The sequence below is a fragment of the Pseudomonas leptonychotis genome (assembly GCF_004920405.1).
GTDB lineage: Bacteria > Pseudomonadota > Gammaproteobacteria > Pseudomonadales > Pseudomonadaceae > Aquipseudomonas > Aquipseudomonas leptonychotis.
The window spans coordinates 1,539,704-1,561,788 of the sequence record NZ_RFLV01000001.1; the positions used below are offsets into that span (position 1 = coordinate 1,539,704).

A 22,085-nucleotide genomic window follows, 5' to 3' on the forward strand; every position below is an offset into this window, starting at 1 on the left:
TGAGCATTCTGAGGCTGTTTTTAACGCCGTATCGCCGACGCGCAGCAGACCGTAAACAGGTTCTCAGGAGACTCGCCATGTACACACCCGCCGCCTTCCGCCAGGACGACCTCGCCGCACTGCACCAGCAGATGCGCGCCAGCCGTTTGCCCACGCTGATCAGCCACGGCAGCCAAGGCTTGCTCGCCAGCCACCTGCCGCTATTGCTGGAACCTGACGAAGGTGAATACGGCACGCTGTACGGCCACTTCGCCCGCGCCAATCCGCAGTGGCGCGACCTCGCCGAAGGCAGCGAGGCGCTGGTGATTTTTCAGGGTGCCGAGGCGTATATCAGCCCGTCGTGGTACGCCGCCAAAGCCGAGCACGGCAAGGTGGTGCCCACCTGGAACTACATCGCCGTGCACGCCTACGGCCAAGCCGAGGTGTTTGATGACGCCGAGCGCCTGCTGCAACTGGTCAGCCGCCTCAGCGCGCTGCACGAAGCCGAGCGCCCGCAACCCTGGGCGGTAAGCGATGCGCCGCGTGAGTACATCGACAGCATGCTGCGCGCCATCGTCGGCTTCGCCCTGCCGATTCAGCGCCTGGAAGGTAAATGGAAGCTCGGCCAGAACCGCAGCCAGGCTGACCAAACCGGCGTGCGCGAGGGGCTGGCCGCCAGCAGCGAGGCACGCGACCGCGAACTGGTCGCGCAGATGCAACACGATCAACTCGCCAAGGAGGCTTTATGAACATTGAAATTCGCCCAATCAGCGCCGCTGACCACGCCGCGTGGCTGCCATTGTGGCAGGGCTACCAGCGCTTCTATAAAGCCGAGATTGCCGAGGCCACCAGCGCCATGACGTGGCAGCGCTTTCTCGACCCGGCCGAACCGATGCACGCCGCCCTCGCCTGGCACAACGGGCGCGCCGTGGGCCTGGTGCATTACATCTTCCACCGCTCGTGCTGGACGACTGGCGACTACTGCTACCTGCAAGACCTGTTCGTTACCGATGACCTACGCGGCGCCGGCATCGGTCGCCAATTGATCGAGCATGTCTATGCCCAAGCCCGCGCCGCCGGCGCAGCGCGGGTGCATTGGCTGACCCACGAGAGCAACAGCGACGCCATGCAGCTGTATGAACGCATCGCCGAGCGCTCCGGCTTTGTGCAATATCGCCAACTGCTTTGAATAGGAGCACGTCATGAGCCTGACCCCACCCCTCCGCTGGCAAGCCGTGAGCGCACCCAGCCGCGACACCCTGCAAGGCCGCAGCGTGCGCCTTGAAGGCTTGAACCCCGCGCGCCATGGCGACGGCTTGTGGCAAGCACTGCAAGGCCCGGACAGTGATCCACTGCTGTGGGATTACATGTCTTACGGCCCCTTCAACGAACGCGCCGCCTTCGACGCCTGGCTCACCCGCAATGCCGCCAGCCAAGATCCATTGTTCTTCGCTGTGGTCGAACAAAGCAGTGGCCAGGTACAAGGCGTGCTCAGCTACCTGAGCATCGCCGTGGAGCATGGCAGCATCGAAATCGGTCACGTCTGCTTCGGCCATGTGATGCAACGCAGTGTGCAGGCCACCGAGGTGATCTACCTGCTGGCCAAGCACGCCTTCAACAACGGCTACCGCCGCCTGGAATGGAAGTGCAACAACGACAACGCCCGCTCCAAGCGCGCCGCCGAGCGCTTTGGCTTTAGCTACGAAGGGTTATTCCGTCAGCATCGGGTGTTCAAGGACCGTAACCGCGATACCGCCTGGTATTCGATCATCGACAGCGAATGGCCGGCATTGGCCGCTGGTTATGAGCGCTGGCTGGCGTTGGATAACTTCGATGCAAAGGGGCAGCAAAAAATGCGCCTGGAGCAGCTGCGCGGCTAAACGATTTTACTCGATCTCGAACAGGCCGTTACGGATCTGCGCGCCGCTGAGGCGCTGACGAATGTCGGCGTCGATACGCGGATCATCCGGGCTGTAGAGCATCACCTGGCGGTAGGCGTTGACTCGATTGATGTCGCTGCCGAGAAACTCCCAGACCACTCGGGTGCACGCGGGGGTGCGCAGGTCGCCGCTGGACACCCCGGTTTTCAGGCCATTAAGCCGACTGATGCGGCTTTTAAAGCTGGGGATCAGTATGGTCTGGGTCATCTCGTTGCCGGTCAGCGACTCGTAGTCGAGCAAAAACAGCCGGTCTTGCAGGTAAAACGCCGCGCCCAGGTAACGACAGCGCACCCAGTCTTCGGCCTTGCCGCTGTCAGCACGCGACGGCTCCTGACGCTCCTGGCGCTCGAACAGAAAGCTACCGCGCTCCTCGCGCAGTTGTACCAACGACAGCAGAATCTGCCCCGGCACCGACATGCAGTTGGAATATTCGAAATAGTAACCGCAGTAGCGCGACAGACTGCTGGAGTACTCACTCAGCGGCTGCAACAACTCCAACAAGGGATCGCCCAAGGCTCGCGTTTCCGGGCTACCACTGCGCGCCCCCACCAGGTCGGCGAACTGCTCGGCCGGCAGGCTCAGCTCATACGCCTCGACACCGAAGAAATCGCAGATACGCTTGAGGTTGTAGGCCGTTGGCCGGCTCTGCCCGCTGAGGTACTTGTTGAACTGGGCGCGATTGATCGTGAGCTTGCGACACACTTCGGCAATTGACCGGTAGTGGCTGCATAACAGCTTGAGGTTGACCCCGAGATGATCGGACATGGCGCATGTTCCTGGTGATGCGAGCGGCGCGATTCTAGCATCAACTCGCATCAGATCGCCGCCACCTGCGAAATTGCACGACGAACGTATCTGTCCAAATATTCGGCCCCAGCCATATTTCCTTCACAGAACAACAAGAGAGACCTGCTGCCATGCTCGATATTCTCAACGACCTGATCTGGAGCAAACTCCTGATCGTGATGCTGATCGGCCTTGGTCTGTACTTCACCATCGCCTCGCGTTTCGTGCAATTTCGCTACTTCGGCAGCATGTTCCGCATCTTCGCCGAAGCCTTCCAGCGTCAGCCCGGTCAGCTCAGTTCGTTCCAGGCGCTGATGCTCTCAGTGGCCGGCCGTGTGGGTGCCGGCAACATCGCCGGTGTATCCGTAGCCATCATGCTCGGCGGCCCCGGTGCGATCTTCTGGATGTGGGTCGTAGCACTGGTCGGCATGGCCACCAGCTATTTCGAGTGCTCCCTGGCGCAGTTGTACAAACGCCGCGAAGACGACGGCACCTATCGCGGTGGCCCGGCCTTCTACATCCAGCACGGTCTCGGCCAGCGCTGGTTGGGCATCGTGGTTTCGATCCTGCTGCTGGTGACCTTCGGCTTCGGCTTCAATGCCGTGCAGTCCTACACCGTGGCCAGCTCGATGCATGACACCTTCGGCATGCCGACCTATGTCAGCGGCCTGATCCTCACGGCGGTGATCGGCCTGATCATCTTCGGCGGCATCAAGCGCATCGCCAAGTTCGCTGACGTGCTGGTACCGGTGATGGCGTTTGCCTATATCACCATGGCCATCTTCGTAATTGGCAGCAATGCTGACGCCATCCCCGCCACCTTTAAACTGATCTTCAACAGCGCCTTCGGCCTGGAGCCAGCATTTGCCGGTGGTATTGGCGCCGCGATCATCATGGGCGTGAAGCGTGGTCTGTTCTCCAACGAAGCCGGTCTGGGCAGTGCGCCTAACGTGGCCGCTGTCGCCCAGGTCAAGCACCCGGTCGCCCAAGGCATCGTGCAGTCGCTCAGCGTGTTTATCGACACCATCATCCTGTGCAGCTGCACCGCGCTGATCATCCTGTTGTCGGGCGTCTATCAGCCAGGCATGGATATCTCGGGCGTAGTGCTGACCCAGACCGCCGTAGCCAGCGTGGTTGGCGAATGGGGCCGTGTGTTCGTCACGATCGCCCTGCTGATGTTCGTGTTCACCACCCTGATCTACAACTACTACCTGGGTGAAAACGCCCTGGGCTTCTTCAGCAAGAAGCGCGCGCCGGTCTTGGTCTACCGCGTGTTGGTAATCGCTCTGGTACTCTGGGGCTCGGTTCAGGATCTGGGCACCGTATTCGCCTTCGCGGACGTGACTATGGGCCTGCTGGCGATTGCCAACCTGATTGCCCTGGCGCTGCTGTTCAAGGTAGGCCTGCGCCTGATGCGCGACTACGACAGCCAGATCAAAGCCGGTGTTGAGTCGCCCGTATTCGACGCAAAGAACTTCGCCGATCTGGATCTCGACCCAGCAGCCTGGCCAGCTCAGGCAGCCAGTGCCCCGAGCAACCAGGCAGAAATCGGTAACAGCGTGCACCAGCGCTAATCCGCTGAGTACGCGTTGACAAACAGGGGGCTAAGCCCCCTGTTTGCTTATAAGAACAATGAAAACAGGGAGACCCCTGATGGGCTGCAAAAAACTCCTGGTGCTCTACACCGGTGGCACCATCGGTATGCAAATGAGCGCCACAGGCCTGGCCCCTGCGTCCGGCTTCGAAGCACGTCTACGCAACCAGCAACGGCTGGAAGCTCAGCCCCTGCCACAATGGTCTTTTGCCGAACTGCTGCCACCCATCGACAGCGCCAATATGAACCAGCACAACTGGCTGGCGATGGTCGCGGCAATTCGCGCTGGAGTTGAACAGGATGACTGCGACGCAGTGTTACTGCTGCACGGCACCGACACCTTGGCTTACAGCGCCGCGGCCCTGAGCTTTTTGCTGCTCGGCTTGCCGGTGCCGGTGGTACTCAGCGGTTCGATGCTGCCGGCAGGCGCCGAAGGCAGCGATGCCTGGGGCAACCTGTTCGGCGCCATGCGCGTACTGCACGCGGGTGTTACACCCGGCGTGCACCTGTATTTCAATGGCGCGCTGCTGCATGGCGCGCGGGTCAGCAAGCTGCGCAGTGATGCCTTCGACGCCTTTCAAGTACTGCCACGTCAGCGTCAGAGTCCTCGGGCTGAAGACATCCCAGCGAGCATCGACTACCGCCAGCTACGCCAACCGGTCAACCTCGCCGTACTGCCAGTCTATCCCGGCATCCAGGCCAGCCATGTGCGCGCCCTGCTCGACAGCGGCGTGCAGGGCTTGCTGCTGGAATGCTACGGCAGTGGCACCGGGCCGGCCGATGATGCCGAGCTGCTCAGCGTACTCAAGGCTGCCCATGAGCGTGGTGTGGTATTAGCCGCGATCAGCCAGTGCCCACAGGGCCATGTCGAATTCGGCGTATATGCCGCCGGCAGCCAACTGGCCAGCGCCGGACTGATTTCCGCTGGTGGCATGACCCGTGAAGCGGCCTTGGGCAAGCTGTTCGCCCTGCTCGGCGCAGGCCTGAGCCAGGCCGATGTGAAACACTGGTTCGCCTTAGATGTCTGCGGTGAACGCGCCGATTGAAGGCTGTGCCCTTGCAGCTAGGCTGTAAGGGCTTTACTCAACCAACGAGGTTGCAGCATGCCCATTCGTATTCCCGTCGAAATCCGCCCGATAACAGACGCCGACCATGCCGCCTGGCTGCCGCTGTGGCAGGGGTATCAACGCTTCTACATGACCGAGATAGCGGCCGCGACCAGCGACAGCACCTGGCAGCGCTTTCTTGATCCCGCCGAGCCGATGCACGCGGCGCTGGCCTGGCATGAGGATCAGGCCATCGGTCTGGTGCACTGGATCTACCACCGCTCGACCTGGACTGTTGGCGACTACTGCTACCTGCAGGACCTGTTTATCGCCAAGGATGTGCGCAGCAGCGGCGCAGGCCGCAAGTTGATCGAGCACGTTTACCAGCAAGCCAAAGCCCAAGGTTGCGCACGCACCTACTGGCTGACCCACGAGAGCAATAGCCGCGCCATGCTGCTGTATGAGCGGATTGCCGAGCGCTCGGGGTTTGTCCAGTACCGCAAACTGCTGTAAGAACCTGCTTACGATCTACTGCGCGTCGGCCCTGCTGCGTTGAAAACAGGCTCTTCGCCAGCTGACCCTCTGGTCAGCAAATCTGCTCAGCGGTCTTGCACCGGGCCGATCACGCAGCTATCTTCTGCGCCACGCCCGGCAACTAAGCCGCTCGCGCACCTGGATCAGCAGACAGGGTAAACACTGAGCTGGCTAACCTGAACCCACCTTCAGAGGAGCCAACTCAATGGCTGCTACACGTATCTGGATCAAAAACCCTCTCGCTATTTTTACCGCCAACAACCTCGACGCCGCCGGCGGCTTGGTGATTGAAGACGGCGTGATCAGCGAACTGCTCAAGGCCGGCCAGCAGCCGTCCCAGCCCTGCGATCAGACCTTCGATGCCCGCGAGCATGTGGTACTGCCGGGGTTGATCAACACCCATCACCACTTCTATCAAACCCTCACCCGCGCCTGGGGCCCGGTGGTTAACCAGCCACTCTTCCCCTGGCTGAAAACCCTGTACCCGGTGTGGGCACGCCTGACTCCAGAGAAACTGGCCCTGGCCAGTAAAGTGGCATTGGCCGAACTGCTGCTGTCCGGTTGCAGCACCGCTGCGGATCATCACTACCTGTTCCCCGGCGGCCTGGAAAACGCCATCGACGTACAGGTCGAGGCCGTCCGCGAACTGGGCATGCGCGCCATGCTCACCCGCGGTTCCATGAGCCTGGGGGAGGCCGACGGTGGCCTGCCGCCACAGCAGACCGTGCAGCAAGGTGAGGTGATTCTGGCTGACAGCCAGCGCCTGATTCAGCAGTACCACCAGCGCGGCGACGGCGCACAAATCCAGATCGCTCTGGCGCCCTGCTCACCCTTCTCGGTGACCCAGGAAATCATGCGTCAGAGTGCCGAGCTGGCTGAAGAGTTGGACGTACGCCTACACACTCACCTGGCCGAAACCCTCGACGAAGAAGACTTCTGCCTACAGCGCTTCGGCCTGCGCACCGTGGATTATCTGGACAGCGTCGGCTGGCTCAGCTCGCGCACCTGGCTGGCCCACGGCATTCACTTCAACCCGGATGAAATCGTCCGCCTCGGCGCGGCCGGCACCGGCATCTGTCATTGCCCAAGCTCGAACATGCGCCTGGCCTCCGGCATCTGCCCAACCCTCGACCTCGAAGCTGCCGGCGCACCCATCGGCCTCGGCGTCGACGGTTCGGCCTCCAACGATGCCTCGAATATGATCCTCGAAGCGCGTCAGGCCCTGTATATCCAGCGCCTGCGTTACGGCGCCGAGAAGATCACCCCGGAACTGGTACTGGGTTGGGCCAGCAAGGGCTCGGCCAAACTTCTGGGCCGTAGCGACATCGGCGAACTGGCGGTGGGCAAACAGGCTGACCTGGGCTTCTTCAAGCTCGATGAGCTGCGCTTCTCCGGCAGCCATGATCCGATCTCCGCCCTGCTGTTGTGCGGCGCCGACAAAGCCGACCGGATGATGGTCGGCGGCCAATGGCGTGTGATCGACGGGCAGATCGAAGGCCTGGATGTGGCCAAACTGATCGCCGATCACCGCCAGGCAGCTAAGGAGCTGATTGCCGGTTAATCCATCACCCAGGCACGAGCCAGGTGCCAAACACCAGGCAAAAAAAGACCGGCTCAGGCCGGTCTTTTTTATCGCGCAGATCAGTGCCACAGGCCCTTGATTTGACCCAGTGTGAGGCCATTGATCAGGCAATGATTGGGGTTACCCGGCTGCCGATCCTTGATCACATGACCACCCTTGTTGACCACCGTGGTGGTGGTGCCGCTCATATAGGCACCCCAGACACGCGTGGTATCCGTGGCGACCAGAGCGGCAGCCGTCTGGCTGCCCTTACTGGCACACAGAACAGAAACGCCCTGCAGACGACCGTTGCTGTCCTGGTCCTCCTTGTCGTAGTTGACGCTCGTGTTAGCGGCGCCGCCACGCACGATCAGCACGCCTGTACCGACTTCTTCGGCCTGTGCCGCCGATACGCTACCTGCGCACAACGCGATGAACAGGATGCAGGCGCCGAGTTTTTTGTGGCTATTGAGGAAATTTTGCATGGTTGCATGCCCTCCATGGGCTAAGCGATTCGAGGGCCGAGCAGCACGCTCTACCCCCGAGTGGATGTCACATGGCGATATCGTTGGCGTGTGTCTGGCCGGGCCAGACTCCGGTCATCTCGATCTCACGTTGGCCGGTCAGCCACTGGCCAAGCGGGTTCGGCCACTTGAAGCTGTACTTGTCGCTGTTGATCACACCCTTGAAGTTGATGTCGGCGACGATATTGGTGGCGTTCAATGGGATATTGCCGATGGTCTTGGACAGGCCGCCGCTCAACGAGAACGACTGGTGCTGCGGGCCTTGCGGCGTGTCGTAGCTCAGCTTGATATCGGTGATGTAGGTGCAGCCTGGTTTGTTGTTGAACAGGATCTGTAAGGCCCCCAACCGAGTAATCCAGTTAGGAATCAGCAGGTTGCCGTCGTAGGAGGCGAAGGTGTAGGCAATCGGCACCGAGCCATTGGCCAAGCTATTCGGGGCGGCGGGCCAGAGGTGCTGGTCGATCTGCTTGGTTTCTTTGGAGGACACAAACGAGCCCTTGCCGTTGGCCCCGGCCAGCATGTCCTGCACGGCACCCACTGAGCCTGAAATAGCGAAGGACGAGCTTTTGTCCTGAGAGCCGACATTCAAGCCGCTGTTGGCGTAGATCACGCTGGTGACAACGCCAAAACCCTGAGCGATATTGCCGCCGCTGCCCATGCTCACGGCAGACGCTTGCTTGGCGAGCCAGGTCAAGGTTTCCGCTTTGCTCAATACGGTGAGGTCGCTGATAAAGCTCTCGCTGGAAATACCGAACTCCGAGGCCATCGAGCCGACATTGGCGAACTCCCAGGTGATTTCCGTACCAGCGGTGATCTTGATACCCGTCTCCGGATCAGTGGCCGAGCCATCCAGGTTAACGCTGGCTTGGCTGCGCTTGACGTTGCTGGAAGAAAGCTTCCACTGGTTAGGCACCCCACGGCTGCTGATGGCGATACCCGGTGTAGCCTCCTGCACCAGGGTGAAGTCCCCACTATCCGGAGACACAATACCGACTGCGCCGACCTTGAACTTGGGGTCGAGGGTCCAATTACCCCAGTAAGCAGGACGCCCGGCGCGCAGAAGATCGGTAAACGTACGATTCCAATTCATGACTGTAATCCTTGCAGTTATCTAAATGGAGTGCGCAGCAACTTATGTCGCCGCACGTACGCCGAATAAGGCAACTCACCTGCAGCCCTGAAGAGCCCGTAGAGTTAGTCGACAATTAAACTCTGGCGATTAATTAAATAACGGGCTATTGGGCAAATTCGGTATATATGGGGAAGTCTTTCCATCTCGGTTTATTACTTGGCACGCTCTAACCTGCGACCCTCTCTGCTGCATCAGAAAGGATTCGCAACGTGCTTACGCCACGTGAGTTTCAGGCCCTATCGCTTATCGCCAAAGGCTGCACAGACCGTGATATATCAACACAGTTATGCGTATCCCTGAGCACCGCCAGAAAACACCGCGAGCACTTACACGATAAACTTTCATTAAATAAGTCAGCACAGCTGGCTATTTATTACCTGGAGAACTTCGCAGCACCTGAACCCACTAATAAAGAACAACTACAAAACACTAAATTAAGTGCACGAGAGTTACAGATCGTGCAGTTATTTGCCCAAGGAATGAGCGATAAGGAAGTTGCCCGCGAACTTGCCATCAGCGACCTGACCGTGCGCAAGCACCGCGGCAATATGCAAGACAAGTTGGCCGCCTCGAATATTTGCGGATTGCTCTATGCGCTGGTGGCGCGTGGCTGGCTGGAGCTGCCGCTGAAGGGGCAGGTGAGCACTGGCTGACCACGCAACTGATCGGGTAAACCGCACCCCGGTTGGACAAGGCTACAGCTGGCTGCTTAGTTGATTATTCGGGCCAGCGGTAACTGTGAAGGCCCTCGCCCGCCTCCCTGCCTGGAGCAACCGCATGAACACTTTGCCCATCCCCATGGTTTTATTGGCCGTCAGCGGCATGGCCCATGCCGCCAATCTGCCGCCATTCGACGTCACCTGCACGACCGACCTCAACGTGCGAGCCGAAGCCAACGGCTCGGTCTATGTCAACGACAAGCCGATTGTGTTGCACAAGCTCAGCGAACAGTTTTTTGAGGCCAAGGGTGAAGGCATAACCCTCTCCATCAGCCTGAATGCCGCCGGTTCGCCCACGGTGTCCTACACCGGTAAACAGGGTGCCAACGGCGTCTGCGAAAAGACCGAGGCGGTCGAGCAGGAACAAGCGCCGGCAACGGATGAGCCCTCGACGCCCAAGGCCGATTAATCCAGCGTAGCGCGCGTCATGCCGGCGAAAGGCGTCGCGGCATGACGCGCGCGGCACTCATCAGAATACCGACCAACCAATCCGCTCACTTAGCAGTTCGAGCGCTTTGATGCCGGCCAGGGAGTTACCCGCGCCATTGAGCTCAGGCGACCACACGCACACGCTGAAACGCCCCGGCACCACCGCAACGATGCCGCCGCCCACACCACTCTTGCCCGGTAAGCCGACGCGATAGGCAAAGTTACCGGCCTCGTCATACAACCCGCTGGTGGCCATGATCGCGTTGACCTGCTTGCTCTGCTTGGCGCTGAGAATTTGCTGCCCACTGTGTTTGCAGAAACCATCGTTGGCCAGGAAGCAGAACGCTCGCGCCAAATCGGCGCAACTCATGCGCAGCGCGCAGTAATTGAAATAACTGCGCAGCACCGCCTCCACGTCGTTGTGAAAATTGCCGAAGGACTGCATCAAGTAGGCTGCCGCCGCATTGCGCGCGCGGTGCATATATTCCGATTCGGCCACTTTGCTATCCACCAACAGCTCAGGATTGCCGGCCAACCGCCGCACGAAGTCACGCATCGACAGCGCCGGCGCGGCAAAGCGCGACTGGTTGATATCGCAAATCACCAGGGCACCGGCATTGATAAACGGATTACGCGGACGACCACGCTCGAACTCTAACTGCACCAGCGAGTTGAAAGGCTGACCGGAGGGTTCATGGCCGAGGCGCTGCCAGATATCTTCACCAGAATGCTGAATGGCCTGCACCAGGCTGAACACCTTGGAGATGCTCTGTATGGAAAACGCCGTATCGGCATCGCCGGCGCAAAACAGTTCGCCGTCGTTGCTGTACACCGCAATGCCCAGTTGCTTGGCCGGGACATCGGCCAGCGCCGGAATGTAATCGGCCACCTTGCCCTGACCAATGAGCGGGCGCACCTCATCGAGAATTTCATTCAACAGCGCTTGCATGCTTAGGTCCACAGCCGCGCCCAGACATCCGGGCTCTGTCGGCTAGACGCTTGCGAAGGAGCGCTGATCACAGTCCATTGCGCAAACGCTGCAGAAACATTCTCGCTGCAGGCAAAACCGAAAAAACTGGGTATATTTGCGCCCCCGCGCAGCTGGCCAATGGCCAGATCGGCGCCTGCTCGTGAATGTTCACGGATGACCATAAGGATCGACACGCATGTCCATACTCCGCCTTAGCGCACTCTTGTTCATAACTCTGGCCAGCGTAGGCTGCTCCACCGGCGCCTGGTTCAAACTGCCGGAGAACAGCACCCTGGTGATTAACGAGCGGCCGGCGAAGAACAATCAGGGCCTGGTCCGCAGCCGTCCCTTTTCCTGGGGTGCCAGTGCGGGTATTCCCTACCGCATCGAAGACAGCCAGGCCAATACCATCCGCTCGGGGAAATTGAAAAGTCGCTTTCGAGTGGCCTCGATCTTCTGGCCGCCGGTCGGCATTGCCTACTGGCCTATGGGCTTCGGTCAGCGCTGTTTTGATCTGACCGGCGAAGTGCCACAGACCTGCACCTATCAAGATCTGCTGGAACTGCGCACGGCGCACCGCCTGAGCCGCTAGAACTTCTCCGGACGCAGCACTTCCACCTGAGCCAGGTAACAGACCATGGCGAAGTTGGCGTAGTAACGCGCCTGCAGATGCTCGGCGATGCGCTCGGCCACATCGCGGGCGCAGATGATCTCCAGGCGAATATTGCCTTCGGTTTCCCAGCCGGCGCTGCGTACGCCGCGGCCACCACTGCCGCGGGCGTCGGAAATGGTCCAGCCGGGGGCACCGAGGGTGTGCAAGTCAGCCACCAATTTTTTCTCCAGCGCCGCTTCGCAGATCACGGTAAGCAGGGTGCGCATGTGTGCGTTCATATCAGAGCCCCCAGGCAATAAGCTGTTCAGCCAGCATCAGGTACAGCGGGATGCCCAGCAGAATGTTGAACGGAAAGGTGATACCCAAGGACGCGGTCAGCGACAACGAAGGGTTAGCCTCGGGCAACGCCAGGCGCAACGCCGCCGGCACCGCGATATAGGACGCCGACGCGGCGAGCGTGGCGAGTACCGCCGTTCCGCCCAGGCTCAACCCCATAAAGCGCGCCAGTAACGCACCAATCAAGGCACCCAACAGCGGCATCAGCAAGGCAAAGCCAAGTAGACGCAAGCCAAACTGTTTCAGCGCACCGAGCTGGCCGGAAGCAATCAGGCCCATCTCCAGCAGGAAGAACGCCAACACCGGCTTGAACATGCTGGTGTACAGCGGCTCCAGCGGCTTGATCGCTTCTTTGCCGGCGATGGCACCGATGATCAAACCGCCAAGCAACAACATGATGCTCTTGCCGAGGAAGATCTCCCGGCCCAGCTCGCCCCAATCGGTATCGCGTGCCAGACCTTTGGCCAGAAGAATACCGACCAATATCGCGGGAATTTCCAGAATCGCCACAAACAGCGGCATATAGCTCTCGAACTCAATGCCCTTGGCCAGCATGTAGGCCACCACCACGGCAAAGGTACCGGCGCTGACGGAGCCATAGTGCGCGGCCACAGCGGCGGCGTTGACTCGGTCAAAGCCCAGGCCGCGTAGCACAGCAAACGCCAACAGTGGCAAGACCACGCCGAGCCCCAGCACCAGCGCCGCCTGACCGAGTAACTGCCAACTGGCTTGTTCAGCCAGCTCCACGCCGCCGTGCAGACCAATGGCCAGCAGCAGCATGATGGATAAGGTTTCATAGAGCGCTGGCGGTAGCTTCAACTCGCTTTTCAGCAAGCCGGCAGCCAGGCCGAACACAAAAAACAGTACAACCGGGTCCAGACTCACAGCGCATACCCCCTATCGATTTACCTGTAGATAGACGTTTGTGGCGTCACATCCCCTGCATAAAAGGTCATGCCCCTCCGCAAGCTGTGCTGATGCTCGTGGCCTTGCGCCCAACCCGGCTCTCAACTGGCAGCCAAGCAGTGCGCAACGGGGCATAACCGAAAAAAAGGGAGCCATTAGGCTCCCCGGGGACTCAGGCACGTGGCCCAAAACCCTTGCCAGGCGCAGATCCCACGCCGGCGATGTAAAAAGAAGCCCCAAAAAAGCTCTTCAAATGCCTGTTCAAACAGCCGGGGCTTCTGAGGTTAACCATCGATTTCCACCAACACATCACCCGGGTTGACCCGATCGCCCTTGGCCACGTGTACCGCAGTCACGCTACCGGCAATCGGCGCCTGTATTTCAGTTTCCATCTTCATCGCTTCGCTGATCAGTACCGCCTGACCCGCCTTGACCGTGTCACCCACCTTGACCAGTACATCGACAATATTGCCCGGCATGCTGGTGCTGACATCGCCCGGCGCGCTGGCCTGCTTGCGCTTGCCTGAACTGCCGGCGACAAAATCATTCAGCGGCTCGAACACCACTTCTTCCGGCATGCCATCGATGGACAGGTAGAAGTGACGCTTGCCATCGCTCTTCACGCCGACGCCGGTGATGTCCACGCGGTAGCTTTCGCCGTGCACATCGACCACGAATTCGGTGGGCACGCCTTCACCGCCCGCAGCCGCCACACCGCCGGCTTCTGGAATCGGCAACAGCACTTCTGGGGTCAGGGTGCCGGCGGCGCGTTCTTCGAGGAACTTGCGCCCGATGTCGGGGAACATGGCGTAAGTCAGCACGTCTTCTTCGGATTTCGCCAGGCTGCCGACTTCCTCGCGCAATTTGGCCATTTCCGGCTTGAGCAGATCCGCCGGGCGCACTTCAATCACTTCTTCGCTGCCGATTGCCTGCTTGCGTAGCTGCTCGTTGACCTTGCCTGGCGCCAGGCCATAACGGCCTTGCAGGTAGAGTTTCACCTCGTTGGTGATGGTCTTGTAACGCTCACCGGCCAGCACATTGAACACCGCTTGGGTGCCGACGATTTGCGAGGTCGGCGTGACCAGCGGCGGGAAGCCGAGGTCTTCACGCACCCGTGGGATTTCCGCAAAAACTTCATTAATGCGGCTGAGCGCGCCCTGCTCTTTGAGCTGGTTGGCTAGATTGGACATCATCCCGCCCGGCACCTGATTGACCTGCACACGGGTGTCGACGGCAGTGAATTCACTTTCGTACTGGTGGTACTTCTTGCGCACCGCATGGAAGTACAAGCCAATCTCCTGAATCAGGGCCAGGTCCAGGCCGGTGTCGTAGGGGCTGCCCTTGAGCGCCGCGACCATCGACTCGGTGCCCGGATGACTGGTGCCCCAGGCCATGCTGGAGATGGCGGTGTCGATGTGATCGGCACCGGCCTCAATTGCTTTGAGCTGGCACATGGCACCCAGGCCGGCGGTGTCGTGGCTGTGGATAAACACCGGCAGATCGACCTCGGCCTTCAGCGCTTTGACCAGGTCATAGGCCGCGTAGGGGGTGAGCAGGCCGGCCATGTCCTTGATCGCCACGGAGTCGATGCCCATGGCCTGCATGGCCTTGGCCTGCTTCACGTAGGCCTCGACCGTATGCACCGGGCTGACGGTGTAGCTCAAGGTGCCTTGGGCATGCTTGCCGGCCGCCTTTACCGCTTCGATCGAGACGCGCAGGTTACGCACATCGTTCATCGCGTCGAAGATGCGGAACACGTCGATGCCGTTGACCGCCGCCTTGGCCACGAAGGCTTTGACCACATCGTCGCTGTAGTGGCGGTAGCCGAGCAGGTTCTGCCCGCGCAGGAGCATCTGCAGGCGGGTATTGGGCAGCGCCGCCTTGAGCTTGCGCAGGCGCTCCCAGGGGTCTTCCTTGAGGAAGCGGATACAGGCATCGAAGGTCGCGCCACCCCAGACTTCCAGCGACCAATAGCCAACCTGGTCGAGCTTGTCGCAGATCGGCAACATGTCCTCGGTGCGCATGCGCGTGGCCAGCAACGACTGGTGGGCGTCGCGCAGAACGGTATCGGAAACGGTGATTTTTTTAGGCGAAACAGGCGTGCTCATATTCTGATTCTTCCCTTACAGGCCAGCGTGGGCAGCAATGGCGGTGGCGATGGCGATGGCCAGGTGCGACGGATTACGCTTGATTGAGTACTCGGTCAGCTCCGGGTGCGCCTCGACGAAGCTGGTGTTGAACTGACCGCTGCGAAATTCCGGGTTACGCAAAATTTCCTGGTAATAAGCGGCGGTGGTCTTCACCCCTTGCACGCGCATGTCATCCAGGGCGCGCAGGCCACGGGCCAAGGCTTCTTCCCAGGTCAGCGCCCAGACCACCAGCTTCAGGCACATGGAATCGTAGTACGGCGGAATGGTGTAGCCGGTGTAGATCGCCGTGTCGGTGCGCACGCCGGGGCCGCCGGGGGCGTAGTAGCGGGTGATCTTGCCGAACGAGGGCAGGAAGTTGTTCTTTGGGTCCTCGGCATTGATGCGGAACTGCAAGGCGAAGCCACGGTGAATGATGTCTTCTTGCTTGACCGACAGCTCTAAACCCGAGGCGATGCGAATTTGCTCGCGGACGATGTCGATGCCGGTGATTTCCTCGGTGATGGTGTGCTCCACCTGCACCCGGGTGTTCATCTCCATAAAGTACAGCTCGCCATCCTCGGCCAGCAGGAATTCCACGGTACCGGCGTTTTCGTAGCCCACCGCCTTGGCCGCACGCACCGACAGGTCACCAATATAGGCACGCTGCTCAGGCGTCAGCTGCGGGCTTGGAGCGATTTCGATCAGCTTCTGGTTACGCCGCTGGATCGAGCAGTCACGCTCAAACAGGTGCACCACATTGCCGAAGCTGTCTCCGAGGATCTGCGCCTCGATGTGCTTGGGATTGACGATGCATTTTTCCAGAAACACCTCGGCGCGGCCGAAGGCCTTGGTCGCCTCGGAGATCACGCGGGGGAAGGCTTGTTCTAACTCTTCACGGCTGTTGCAACGGCGAATGCCGCGTCCACCGCCGCCGTTGGTAGCCTTGAGCATTACCGGGTAACCGATGCGGTCACCCTCGCTCAACGCTTCATGCAGGTCCGCCACGTTGCCTTCAGTGCCGGGGGTGCAGGGTACGCCGGCGGCGATCATGCTGCGCCGCGCCTCGGTCTTGTCACCCATACGGCGGATCACTTCGGCCGACGGCCCGATAAACTTGATCCCACGCTCGGCGCAAATATCGGCCAGCTCGGCGTTCTCAGACAAAAAACCATAGCCGGGGTGCAGCGCATCACAGCCGGTCTCCACCGCCAGATTGACCAGCTTGCGCGGGTTCAGATAACCGGCCAGCGGATCGGCACCAATACCGTGAGCCTCGTCGGCACGCTTGACGTGCAATGCCTGACGGTCAGCATCGGAGTAGACGGCCACCGAGCGAATATTCATTTCGGCACAGGCGCGCACAATGCGCACTGCAATCTCACCGCGATTGGCTATTAGTATTTTCTTGATCACGAGCCAGCACCCTCGATCACGTGAGCAGGCAACCGACAGAAGCGGTCGACGTATGACCGCAGCAGCAAAAGCGGTCAGGCAGTTAAGCTACGCCGGCTTATTGATTAACCAAAATCAATAATTATTGGGTTAGGTATAAGCAAAGACTTATAGTTGCGCACAAAGCCTGCCACCACAAAGGTAAAAATCATGCGTAAGTCATTGCTACGTATGACATTTAGACAAATACAGATATTCCGCTCGGTGTGCAGCAACCTCTCTTACAGCCGCGCGGCAGAAGAAATGTCGCTCAGCCAACCCGCCGTCAGCCTGCAAATTCGCCAGCTGGAAGAATTACTCGGCCAGCCGCTGTTCGATTACGTCGGCAAGAAGCTGTACCTCACCGAAGCAGCCGAGGCCCTGCAGCGCGCCAGTGCCGATATTTTCGGCCGCTTGGAAAGCCTCGACATGCAGCTGGCCGACCTACAAGGCTCGCTGCAAGGGCAGCTCAGCTTGGCGGTCGAATCCAGCGCCAAGTACTTCGTTCCGCACCTGTTCGCCGCTTTTCGCCAGCATTACCCAGAAGTCAATTTACACCTGGTGGTGACCAATCATGCCCAAGCCCTCAAACGCCTGAACGCCAATCGTGATGACCTGCTGATCATGTCGCGGGTGCCCACGGACATGAACCTGGAATTTCTGCCCTTTCTTAACAACCCGATCATCGCCGTCGCCCCACCCGATCACCCCCTGTGCAGCCAAGGCCCATTGAGCCTGCAGGACCTGACCGCCTTCCCCCTACTGATCCGCGAAGCCGGCTCCGGCACACGCCAGGCCTGCGAAGAGTATTGCCACCAAAAACGCGCGCACTTTGCTCACACCCTGGAAGTCGGCTCCATGGAAGGACAATGCGAAGGGGTCATCGCCGGTCTCGGCCTCGCTTTGCTGCCGCGCCACGCCGTGCGCCGCGAGCTGGACTGCGGCGCCCTGCGCGAACTGCCGGTGAGCGAGTTGCCGCTATTGCGCAGCTGGTGCCTGCTGCACCCGCGCGGCAAATACCTGTCGCCGGTGGCACAGGCCTTCTTCGCCTTTGTGCGCGATCAGCGCAGCCTGATCAACGCCTTGGCCAAGCGTTTTTCCGAGCCCGGCGGCGACACTACTCCCAGGCATATAGCCAGCCCACCGCACTGACGCGCCCCGCGCTGAAGGCCACCAGCAACTGATCATGCTGGCCGCGCCAGTGATAGCTCCACAGCAGCGGCCCCGCACTTCCCTGCCAATCCGTGCGGCGCTGCCAATCGGCGTAGTCCGCCTGATCGACCGCTACCTTGGCGTCAGGCTCGCCCAACAGCGCCAGCACAGCCGACGCATCGCCGCGCGCAGCCAGCACTTCAGCAGCCAGCTCCTGCATCAGCTGATGCTTGCGGCCTTGCCAGGCATCCAGATCCTGCCGCCACTCGCCACCGGCAAAATGCCCCTTCGCCTGGCGCAGCTGCGCCCACTCGGCCGCCATCACGCGCGCCCGATCAGCGCCTACCTGCGGCTCGGCGCCACCTGCGGCACAGCCCAGAACCTGCGCGAGAACCAGCAGCAGCATGCTGACCCGCCATTTGTTGATCCCTTGCATAAATCCCTCCACACAGGGTTTCGACACATAGCCAGACGCCATCATTTAAGCGGGCAGTGAGCTGGTTATATGCGGTGAAAATACGAAAAACGACAGCGATCTACGAAGAAATTGACAGGTCTAAAAGCGCCTTCTAAGTTCCTTTGCACTCTTGTACCAGATCGGCCTGCCTCTCATAACACGATGTTCAGCGGCATGCAGTAGCGCCAACGCATTCGGCAGCAAGAGCTTCCACTGCCACATATCACTCGCCCTCCACAAGGGGGCAAAAAACACACCGTTCCTTATCGGGGGCGGATAAATAATAAGTGAAGGATAGGAATCTCAAGAATGAGAAAGCGGAAGTTAACCCTCGCCATCAGTGCCAGCATCACCGCGCTTTGCATGCTCAACACGGTTCAGGCACACGCCAACCCCCAAGAAGACTTTATGTTGCTAGAGCAGGAAAAAGCCGCCAACCAGGTGTACAAGGCGTTTTTCCCTAACGAAGACATTGCCCGCAAAGCGGCCATCAGCTTCCACGGTCAGTTGCTTGAGTCGCATTACAAGCAAGGCTACCTGATCATGGAGCTGACCGAGGAAGAGCAGGAGAAACTCGCAGCCTTTGGTTTCACCTTCGAAGTGGCCAGCGAATTTATTGCCAAGCGCAATGAAGTCCTCACCCTGATCCAGAATCGCCTGCAACAGCGCAGCCTGAAAAGCGCCACAGCGATGAGCGACGCAAGCCTGGCCAGCATCCCCGGCTACGCCTGCTATGAAACCCTGGAGAGTACCTACAGTGTGGCCAGCGGCATGGCCAGTCAGTTCCCCGGCATTGCCCAATGGCTGTTGGTTGGCCAGACCTGGGAAAAGCTCAACGGTCAGGGCGGACACGACATCGGCGTGCTCAAGCTGACCAACAAAGCCATTACCGGCAATAAGCCCAAGCTGTTTATCAACAGCGCCATCCACGCCCGCGAATACACCACCGCCCCGCTGGTGCTGGACTTCGCCCGCTGGCTGGTCAACGGCTACGGCACCGATGCTGACGCCACCTGGATTCTCGATCACCACGAGGTCCATCTGATGCTGCAGACCAACCCGGACGGTCGCAAGAAAGCCGAAACAGGTCTGTCCTGGCGCAAGAATGCCAACCAAAATTACTGCGGCGCCAACAGCAACAGCCGCGGCGCCGACCTCAACCGCAACTTCAGCTTCGGCTGGAACAGCACCAACGGCCAAGGCTCAAGCGGCAGTGCCTGCAATGACACTTACCGCGGCCCCAGTGCGGGCTCCGAGCCGGAAATCCAGGCCCTTGAAAGCTATGTGCGCAGCCTCTGGCCCGATCGTCGCGGCCCCGGCAAGAATGATGCGGCGCCGAGCGACACCAGCGGCATCCACCTGGATATCCACAGTTACAGCGAACTGGTGCTCTGGCCCTGGGGTGATACCAGCCAGGCGGCGCCCAATGGCACCGCGCTGCAGACCCTGGGCCGCAAGTTCGCCTTGTTCAATGGCTACGCGCCGCAACAGTCCATCGGCCTTTACCCCACCGACGGCACCAGTGACGGGATCAGCTATGGCGAGCTGGGGGTAGCGGCTTACACCTTCGAGCTGGGCACGCAGTTCTTCCAGAGCTGCACGGTCTACCAGAACACCATCAAGCCGAAGAACCTGCCCGCCCTGATCTACGCGGCCAAGGTTGTTCGTACCCCCTACACAACCCCCGGCGGTCCGGACATCAGCAACCTGGCACTAAGTGGCAATGCGTCCAGCGGCGTGCCAGCCGGCACCCTAGTGACCCTGAGTGCCACCGCGAGTGACCTGGGTTTCAGCACCCGCAATGGCACCGAACCCACGCAAAATGTCACCGCGGCCGAGTACTACATCGACAAAGCACCCTGGGAGTCAGGGGCGCAGGCCATGCCTTTGCAGCCACTGGACGGCAGCTTCAACGGCAAGACCGAGGGCCTGACCGGCAACATCGCCACCACGGGGCTGCTGCCTGGCAAGCACACGGTCTATGTCCGCGCGCGCGATGCGTCCGGCACCTGGGGCGCACTGTCAGCCGCGTTTCTGGTGATCGGTTCGGGCCCGGTGCAGCCAAACTACTGCAGCGCGGCCAGCGGCAATGCCAACGATGAGTGGATCAGCCAGGTCAGCCTCGGCAGCTTCTCTCGCAGCTCAGGCGCCAGCACCTACAGCGACTTCACCGAAGCGCGCATTGGTCAGGCGGTTAACCTGCAACGTGGCAGCAACAGCCTGCGCCTGACGCCACAGTTTGCCGGCTCTGTGTACAACGAGTACTGGAAGGTCTGGGTCGACCTGAACAAAGACGGTGACTTCACCGACGCAGGTGAGGAACTGTTCACCTCCACGCGCGCGCTCAGCACGGTGGTGAATGGCAACCTGGTAATTCCCGCAGGTGCCGCCACCGGAAAAACCCGCCTGCGTGTAGCCATGCGCTACAACACCGCACCCGTGCCGTGTGGCACCTTCAATTACGGTGAAGTGGAGGATTACACCGTCAATATCGAGTAGGACCTAGCCGCCTGGCGCCGTTACCGACGGCTCCAGGCGCATTACCTAGCAGCGCATATTCAACGCGCGCTTGCTGCGTTTGCAGCCTGCAGGCTGTGCAAATAACGCGTTGCAAGCAACTCCGGAAAGTCGATCAACTCATGCTGCAACTGACGCGCTTCGGCATGCGCTTCGATGGCGCGACGGTATTCCATGCGGCGCTGGTCAAGCAGCTTACGCCGCGTTTTGGCATCGCTGTTTTCGTGAGGCTGCGCTTTATCCAAATAGCCAGACATAGGGTAAAACTCCCAAGCTGAATAACGGGAGTTCTAGCTTCGGCCTCGGATATGACGCTTTGATGGCCGCGCAATAACGCAGTGATGACATCACACAAACAAAACCAACGGGGCGGGCTGTAGATTGCGCGACGCGCTGATTACGTCTGACGCTGGCGGAGCGCCGTTCAGTCTTCGATATTTTTATGTGATTTAGGCGACAACCGCAGGCTGCGCAAGCTGCGCTTGACGCTCTTCAGGTGGTTGACCAAGCCCGGTCCACGGGCCATGGCCACGCCCATGGCGAGCACGTCGATCACCACCAGGTGGGCGATACGCGAGGTCAGCGGGGTGTAAATCTCGGTGTCTTCCTGCACATCGATGGCCAGGTTGACCGTGGCCAGATCCGCCAGCGGTGTCTGGCTCGGGCATAGGGTAATCAAGGTCGCGCCGGTTTCACGCACCAGGTTGGCAGTGATCAGCAGGTCCTTGGAGCGCCCGGACTGCGAGATACAAATCGCCACGTCGGTAGGTTTGAGCGTCACCGCACTCATCGCTTGCATGTGCGGGTCGGAATAGGCGGCGGCCGTTAACAGCAGACGGAAGAATTTGTGCTGAGCATCCGCCGCTACTGCGCCGGATGCGCCAAAGCCATAGAACTCCACACGCTGAGCGTTGCTGATGGCCGCGATGGCCTGCTGCAAGGCCTGGGTGTCGAGCTTCTCGCGCACCTCGATCAAGGTATGCAGGGTGGTGTCGAAGATCTTCAGGCTGAAATCTGCCACCGAATCATCTTCATGAATGGCGAACTGACCGAAACTGGCGCCGGCGGCCAGGCTTTGCGCCAACTTGAGTTTGAGGTCCTGAAAACCGGTGCACCCAATCGCCCGACAGAAGCGCACGATGGTTGGCTCACTGATGCCGACGTTGTGCGCCAGTTCAGCCATGGAGCTGTGCATGACCGACGCCGGGTCGAGCAGAACATGATCCGCAACTTTGAGTTCCGATTTGCGGAGTAGATGACGCGACTGGGCAATGTGCTGCAACAGGTTCACAGGTTTAGGCTCGACATTTGGCTAACGAATCCATCTAGC

Annotated in this window: 23 protein-coding genes; 12 read left to right on the top strand and 11 right to left on the bottom strand. The window is 60.2% G+C overall.

The window, feature by feature from the left end; all coding sequences use genetic code 11:
• The first annotated feature begins 77 nt into the window (after positions 1-77).
• From D8779_RS06925 to D8779_RS06935, 3 genes are read left to right on the top strand one after another with little or no spacing between them, the layout of a single operon-like run.
• Positions 78-728 (top strand): FMN-binding negative transcriptional regulator, encoded by a 651-nt coding sequence (locus D8779_RS06925; RefSeq protein WP_136663692.1) that lies wholly within the window; start codon positions 78-80, stop codon positions 726-728.
• Positions 725-1,168: a GNAT family N-acetyltransferase gene (locus tag D8779_RS06930; RefSeq protein ID WP_136663693.1), complete on the top strand. Its 444-nt coding sequence runs from the start codon at positions 725-727 to the stop codon at positions 1,166-1,168. The genes D8779_RS06925 and D8779_RS06930 overlap by 4 nt, the downstream gene beginning before the upstream one ends.
• Positions 1,169-1,187: 19 nt before the next feature.
• The gene (locus D8779_RS06935) at positions 1,188-1,859 is read left to right on the top strand and encodes a GNAT family N-acetyltransferase (RefSeq protein ID WP_420875597.1); all 672 of its coding nucleotides are present in this window, start codon (positions 1,188-1,190) and stop codon (positions 1,857-1,859) included.
• A gap of 6 nt (positions 1,860-1,865) precedes the next feature.
• Here the strand turns inward: D8779_RS06935 and D8779_RS06940 are convergent, their stop codons facing one another.
• On the bottom strand, positions 1,866-2,684 hold the full coding sequence (locus D8779_RS06940; RefSeq protein ID WP_136663695.1) for a helix-turn-helix domain-containing protein: 819 nt from the start codon (positions 2,682-2,684) through the stop codon (positions 1,866-1,868).
• A gap of 152 nt (positions 2,685-2,836) precedes the next feature.
• On the opposite strand from D8779_RS06940, the gene D8779_RS06945 reads away from it, so the two are divergent.
• The 4 genes from D8779_RS06945 to D8779_RS06960 all read left to right on the top strand — a co-directional run bounded on the left by D8779_RS06945 (position 2,837) and on the right by D8779_RS06960 (position 7,440).
• Positions 2,837-4,279, top strand: a complete 1,443-nt coding sequence (locus tag D8779_RS06945) for an alanine/glycine:cation symporter family protein (RefSeq protein ID WP_136663696.1) — start codon at positions 2,837-2,839, stop codon at positions 4,277-4,279.
• Between the two features lie 79 nt (positions 4,280-4,358).
• On the top strand, positions 4,359-5,345 hold the full coding sequence (locus D8779_RS06950; protein WP_420875580.1) for an asparaginase: 987 nt from the start codon (positions 4,359-4,361) through the stop codon (positions 5,343-5,345).
• A 57-nt stretch (positions 5,346-5,402) separates the two neighbouring features.
• Complete coding sequence (locus D8779_RS06955) at positions 5,403-5,858, top strand: GNAT family N-acetyltransferase (protein ID WP_240789691.1); 456 nt, start codon at positions 5,403-5,405, stop codon at positions 5,856-5,858.
• A gap of 226 nt (positions 5,859-6,084) precedes the next feature.
• A complete protein-coding gene (locus D8779_RS06960) occupies positions 6,085-7,440 on the top strand; it encodes an 8-oxoguanine deaminase (protein WP_136663697.1) in 1,356 nt (451 codons plus the stop codon).
• Between the two features lie 80 nt (positions 7,441-7,520).
• Here the strand turns inward: D8779_RS06960 and D8779_RS06965 are convergent, their stop codons facing one another.
• Positions 7,521-7,925, bottom strand: coding sequence for a hypothetical protein (locus D8779_RS06965; RefSeq protein WP_136663698.1), 405 nt, complete (start codon positions 7,923-7,925; stop codon positions 7,521-7,523).
• Between the two features lie 67 nt (positions 7,926-7,992).
• Positions 7,993-9,054 (bottom strand): hypothetical protein, encoded by a 1,062-nt coding sequence (locus tag D8779_RS06970; RefSeq protein WP_136663699.1) that lies wholly within the window; start codon positions 9,052-9,054, stop codon positions 7,993-7,995.
• A gap of 251 nt (positions 9,055-9,305) precedes the next feature.
• Here D8779_RS06970 and D8779_RS06975 point away from each other — a divergent pair, with 251 nt between their 5' ends.
• Both D8779_RS06975 and D8779_RS06980 read left to right on the top strand, forming a co-directional pair.
• Positions 9,306-9,749: a response regulator transcription factor gene (locus D8779_RS06975; protein ID WP_136663700.1), complete on the top strand. Its 444-nt coding sequence runs from the start codon at positions 9,306-9,308 to the stop codon at positions 9,747-9,749.
• Between the two features lie 124 nt (positions 9,750-9,873).
• On the top strand, positions 9,874-10,224 hold the full coding sequence (locus D8779_RS06980) for a hypothetical protein (protein ID WP_240789692.1): 351 nt from the start codon (positions 9,874-9,876) through the stop codon (positions 10,222-10,224).
• Between the two features lie 60 nt (positions 10,225-10,284).
• Here the strand turns inward: D8779_RS06980 and glsB are convergent, their stop codons facing one another.
• Entirely contained in the window at positions 10,285-11,193 is a 909-nt protein-coding gene (gene glsB / locus D8779_RS06985) for a glutaminase B (RefSeq protein WP_136663701.1), read from the bottom strand.
• Positions 11,194-11,410: 217 nt separating this feature from the next.
• Between glsB and D8779_RS06990 the strand changes: the two genes are divergently transcribed.
• Positions 11,411-11,806 (top strand): hypothetical protein, encoded by a 396-nt coding sequence (locus tag D8779_RS06990; RefSeq protein WP_136663702.1) that lies wholly within the window; start codon positions 11,411-11,413, stop codon positions 11,804-11,806.
• Here D8779_RS06990 and D8779_RS06995 read toward each other — a convergent pair.
• From D8779_RS06995 to D8779_RS07010, 4 genes are all read right to left on the bottom strand, one after another.
• Positions 11,803-12,105: a DUF3240 family protein gene (locus D8779_RS06995; RefSeq protein WP_136663703.1), complete on the bottom strand. Its 303-nt coding sequence runs from the start codon at positions 12,103-12,105 to the stop codon at positions 11,803-11,805. The genes D8779_RS06990 and D8779_RS06995 overlap by 4 nt on opposite strands.
• Before the next feature lies 1 nt (position 12,106).
• Positions 12,107-13,048 (bottom strand): sodium-dependent bicarbonate transport family permease, encoded by a 942-nt coding sequence (locus D8779_RS07000; RefSeq protein WP_136663704.1) that lies wholly within the window; start codon positions 13,046-13,048, stop codon positions 12,107-12,109.
• Positions 13,049-13,353: 305 nt separating this feature from the next.
• On the bottom strand, positions 13,354-15,177 hold the full coding sequence (gene oadA, locus D8779_RS07005) for a sodium-extruding oxaloacetate decarboxylase subunit alpha (protein WP_136663705.1): 1,824 nt from the start codon (positions 15,175-15,177) through the stop codon (positions 13,354-13,356).
• Between the two features lie 15 nt (positions 15,178-15,192).
• Positions 15,193-16,611, bottom strand: a complete 1,419-nt coding sequence (locus D8779_RS07010) for an acetyl-CoA carboxylase biotin carboxylase subunit (protein ID WP_136663706.1) — start codon at positions 16,609-16,611, stop codon at positions 15,193-15,195.
• Between the two features lie 189 nt (positions 16,612-16,800).
• On the opposite strand from D8779_RS07010, the gene D8779_RS07015 reads away from it, so the two are divergent.
• Positions 16,801-17,781 (top strand): LysR family transcriptional regulator, encoded by a 981-nt coding sequence (locus D8779_RS07015; protein ID WP_136663707.1) that lies wholly within the window; start codon positions 16,801-16,803, stop codon positions 17,779-17,781.
• Here the strand turns inward: D8779_RS07015 and D8779_RS07020 are convergent.
• Positions 17,747-18,217 (bottom strand): hypothetical protein, encoded by a 471-nt coding sequence (locus D8779_RS07020; RefSeq protein ID WP_136663708.1) that lies wholly within the window; start codon positions 18,215-18,217, stop codon positions 17,747-17,749. The two genes, D8779_RS07015 and D8779_RS07020, sit on opposite strands and share 35 nt — an antisense overlap.
• A 330-nt stretch (positions 18,218-18,547) precedes the next feature.
• Between D8779_RS07020 and D8779_RS07025 the strand changes: the two genes are divergently transcribed.
• Entirely contained in the window at positions 18,548-20,737 is a 2,190-nt protein-coding gene (locus tag D8779_RS07025) for a M14 family zinc carboxypeptidase (protein ID WP_136663709.1), read from the top strand.
• A 59-nt stretch (positions 20,738-20,796) separates the two neighbouring features.
• Here the strand turns inward: D8779_RS07025 and D8779_RS07030 are convergent, their stop codons facing one another.
• A complete protein-coding gene (locus D8779_RS07030; protein ID WP_136663710.1) occupies positions 20,797-21,012 on the bottom strand; it encodes a PA3496 family putative envelope integrity protein in 216 nt (71 codons plus the stop codon).
• Positions 21,013-21,179: 167 nt separating this feature from the next.
• Positions 21,180-22,046: a transcriptional regulator HexR gene (gene hexR, locus D8779_RS07035; protein WP_136663711.1), complete on the bottom strand. Its 867-nt coding sequence runs from the start codon at positions 22,044-22,046 to the stop codon at positions 21,180-21,182.
• Between the last annotated feature and the right edge of the window lie 39 nt (positions 22,047-22,085).

Bases quoted from the DNA above. Each gene is read 5' to 3' on its own strand.
- D8779_RS06925 (WP_136663692.1), top strand. From the start codon at position 78: ATGTACACACCCGCCGCCTTCCGCCAGGACGACCTCGCCGCACTGCAC.
- D8779_RS06930 (WP_136663693.1), top strand. From the start codon at position 725: ATGAACATTGAAATTCGCCCAATCAGCGCCGCTGACCACGCCGCGTGG.
- D8779_RS06940 (WP_136663695.1), bottom strand. From the start codon at position 2,684: ATGTCCGATCATCTCGGGGTCAACCTCAAGCTGTTATGCAGCCACTAC.
- D8779_RS06945 (WP_136663696.1), top strand. From the start codon at position 2,837: ATGCTCGATATTCTCAACGACCTGATCTGGAGCAAACTCCTGATCGTG.
- D8779_RS06950 (WP_420875580.1), top strand. From the start codon at position 4,359: ATGGGCTGCAAAAAACTCCTGGTGCTCTACACCGGTGGCACCATCGGT.
- D8779_RS06955 (WP_240789691.1), top strand. From the start codon at position 5,403: ATGCCCATTCGTATTCCCGTCGAAATCCGCCCGATAACAGACGCCGAC.
- D8779_RS06960 (WP_136663697.1), top strand. From the start codon at position 6,085: ATGGCTGCTACACGTATCTGGATCAAAAACCCTCTCGCTATTTTTACC.
- D8779_RS06965 (WP_136663698.1), bottom strand. From the start codon at position 7,925: ATGCAAAATTTCCTCAATAGCCACAAAAAACTCGGCGCCTGCATCCTG.
- D8779_RS06970 (WP_136663699.1), bottom strand. From the start codon at position 9,054: ATGAATTGGAATCGTACGTTTACCGATCTTCTGCGCGCCGGGCGTCCT.
- D8779_RS06980 (WP_240789692.1), top strand. From the start codon at position 9,874: ATGAACACTTTGCCCATCCCCATGGTTTTATTGGCCGTCAGCGGCATG.
- glsB (WP_136663701.1), bottom strand. From the start codon at position 11,193: ATGCAAGCGCTGTTGAATGAAATTCTCGATGAGGTGCGCCCGCTCATT.
- D8779_RS06990 (WP_136663702.1), top strand. From the start codon at position 11,411: ATGTCCATACTCCGCCTTAGCGCACTCTTGTTCATAACTCTGGCCAGC.
- D8779_RS06995 (WP_136663703.1), bottom strand. From the start codon at position 12,105: ATGAACGCACACATGCGCACCCTGCTTACCGTGATCTGCGAAGCGGCG.
- oadA (WP_136663705.1), bottom strand. From the start codon at position 15,177: ATGAGCACGCCTGTTTCGCCTAAAAAAATCACCGTTTCCGATACCGTT.
- D8779_RS07015 (WP_136663707.1), top strand. From the start codon at position 16,801: ATGCGTAAGTCATTGCTACGTATGACATTTAGACAAATACAGATATTC.
- D8779_RS07020 (WP_136663708.1), bottom strand. From the start codon at position 18,217: ATGCAAGGGATCAACAAATGGCGGGTCAGCATGCTGCTGCTGGTTCTC.
- D8779_RS07025 (WP_136663709.1), top strand. From the start codon at position 18,548: ATGAGAAAGCGGAAGTTAACCCTCGCCATCAGTGCCAGCATCACCGCG.
- D8779_RS07030 (WP_136663710.1), bottom strand. From the start codon at position 21,012: ATGTCTGGCTATTTGGATAAAGCGCAGCCTCACGAAAACAGCGATGCC.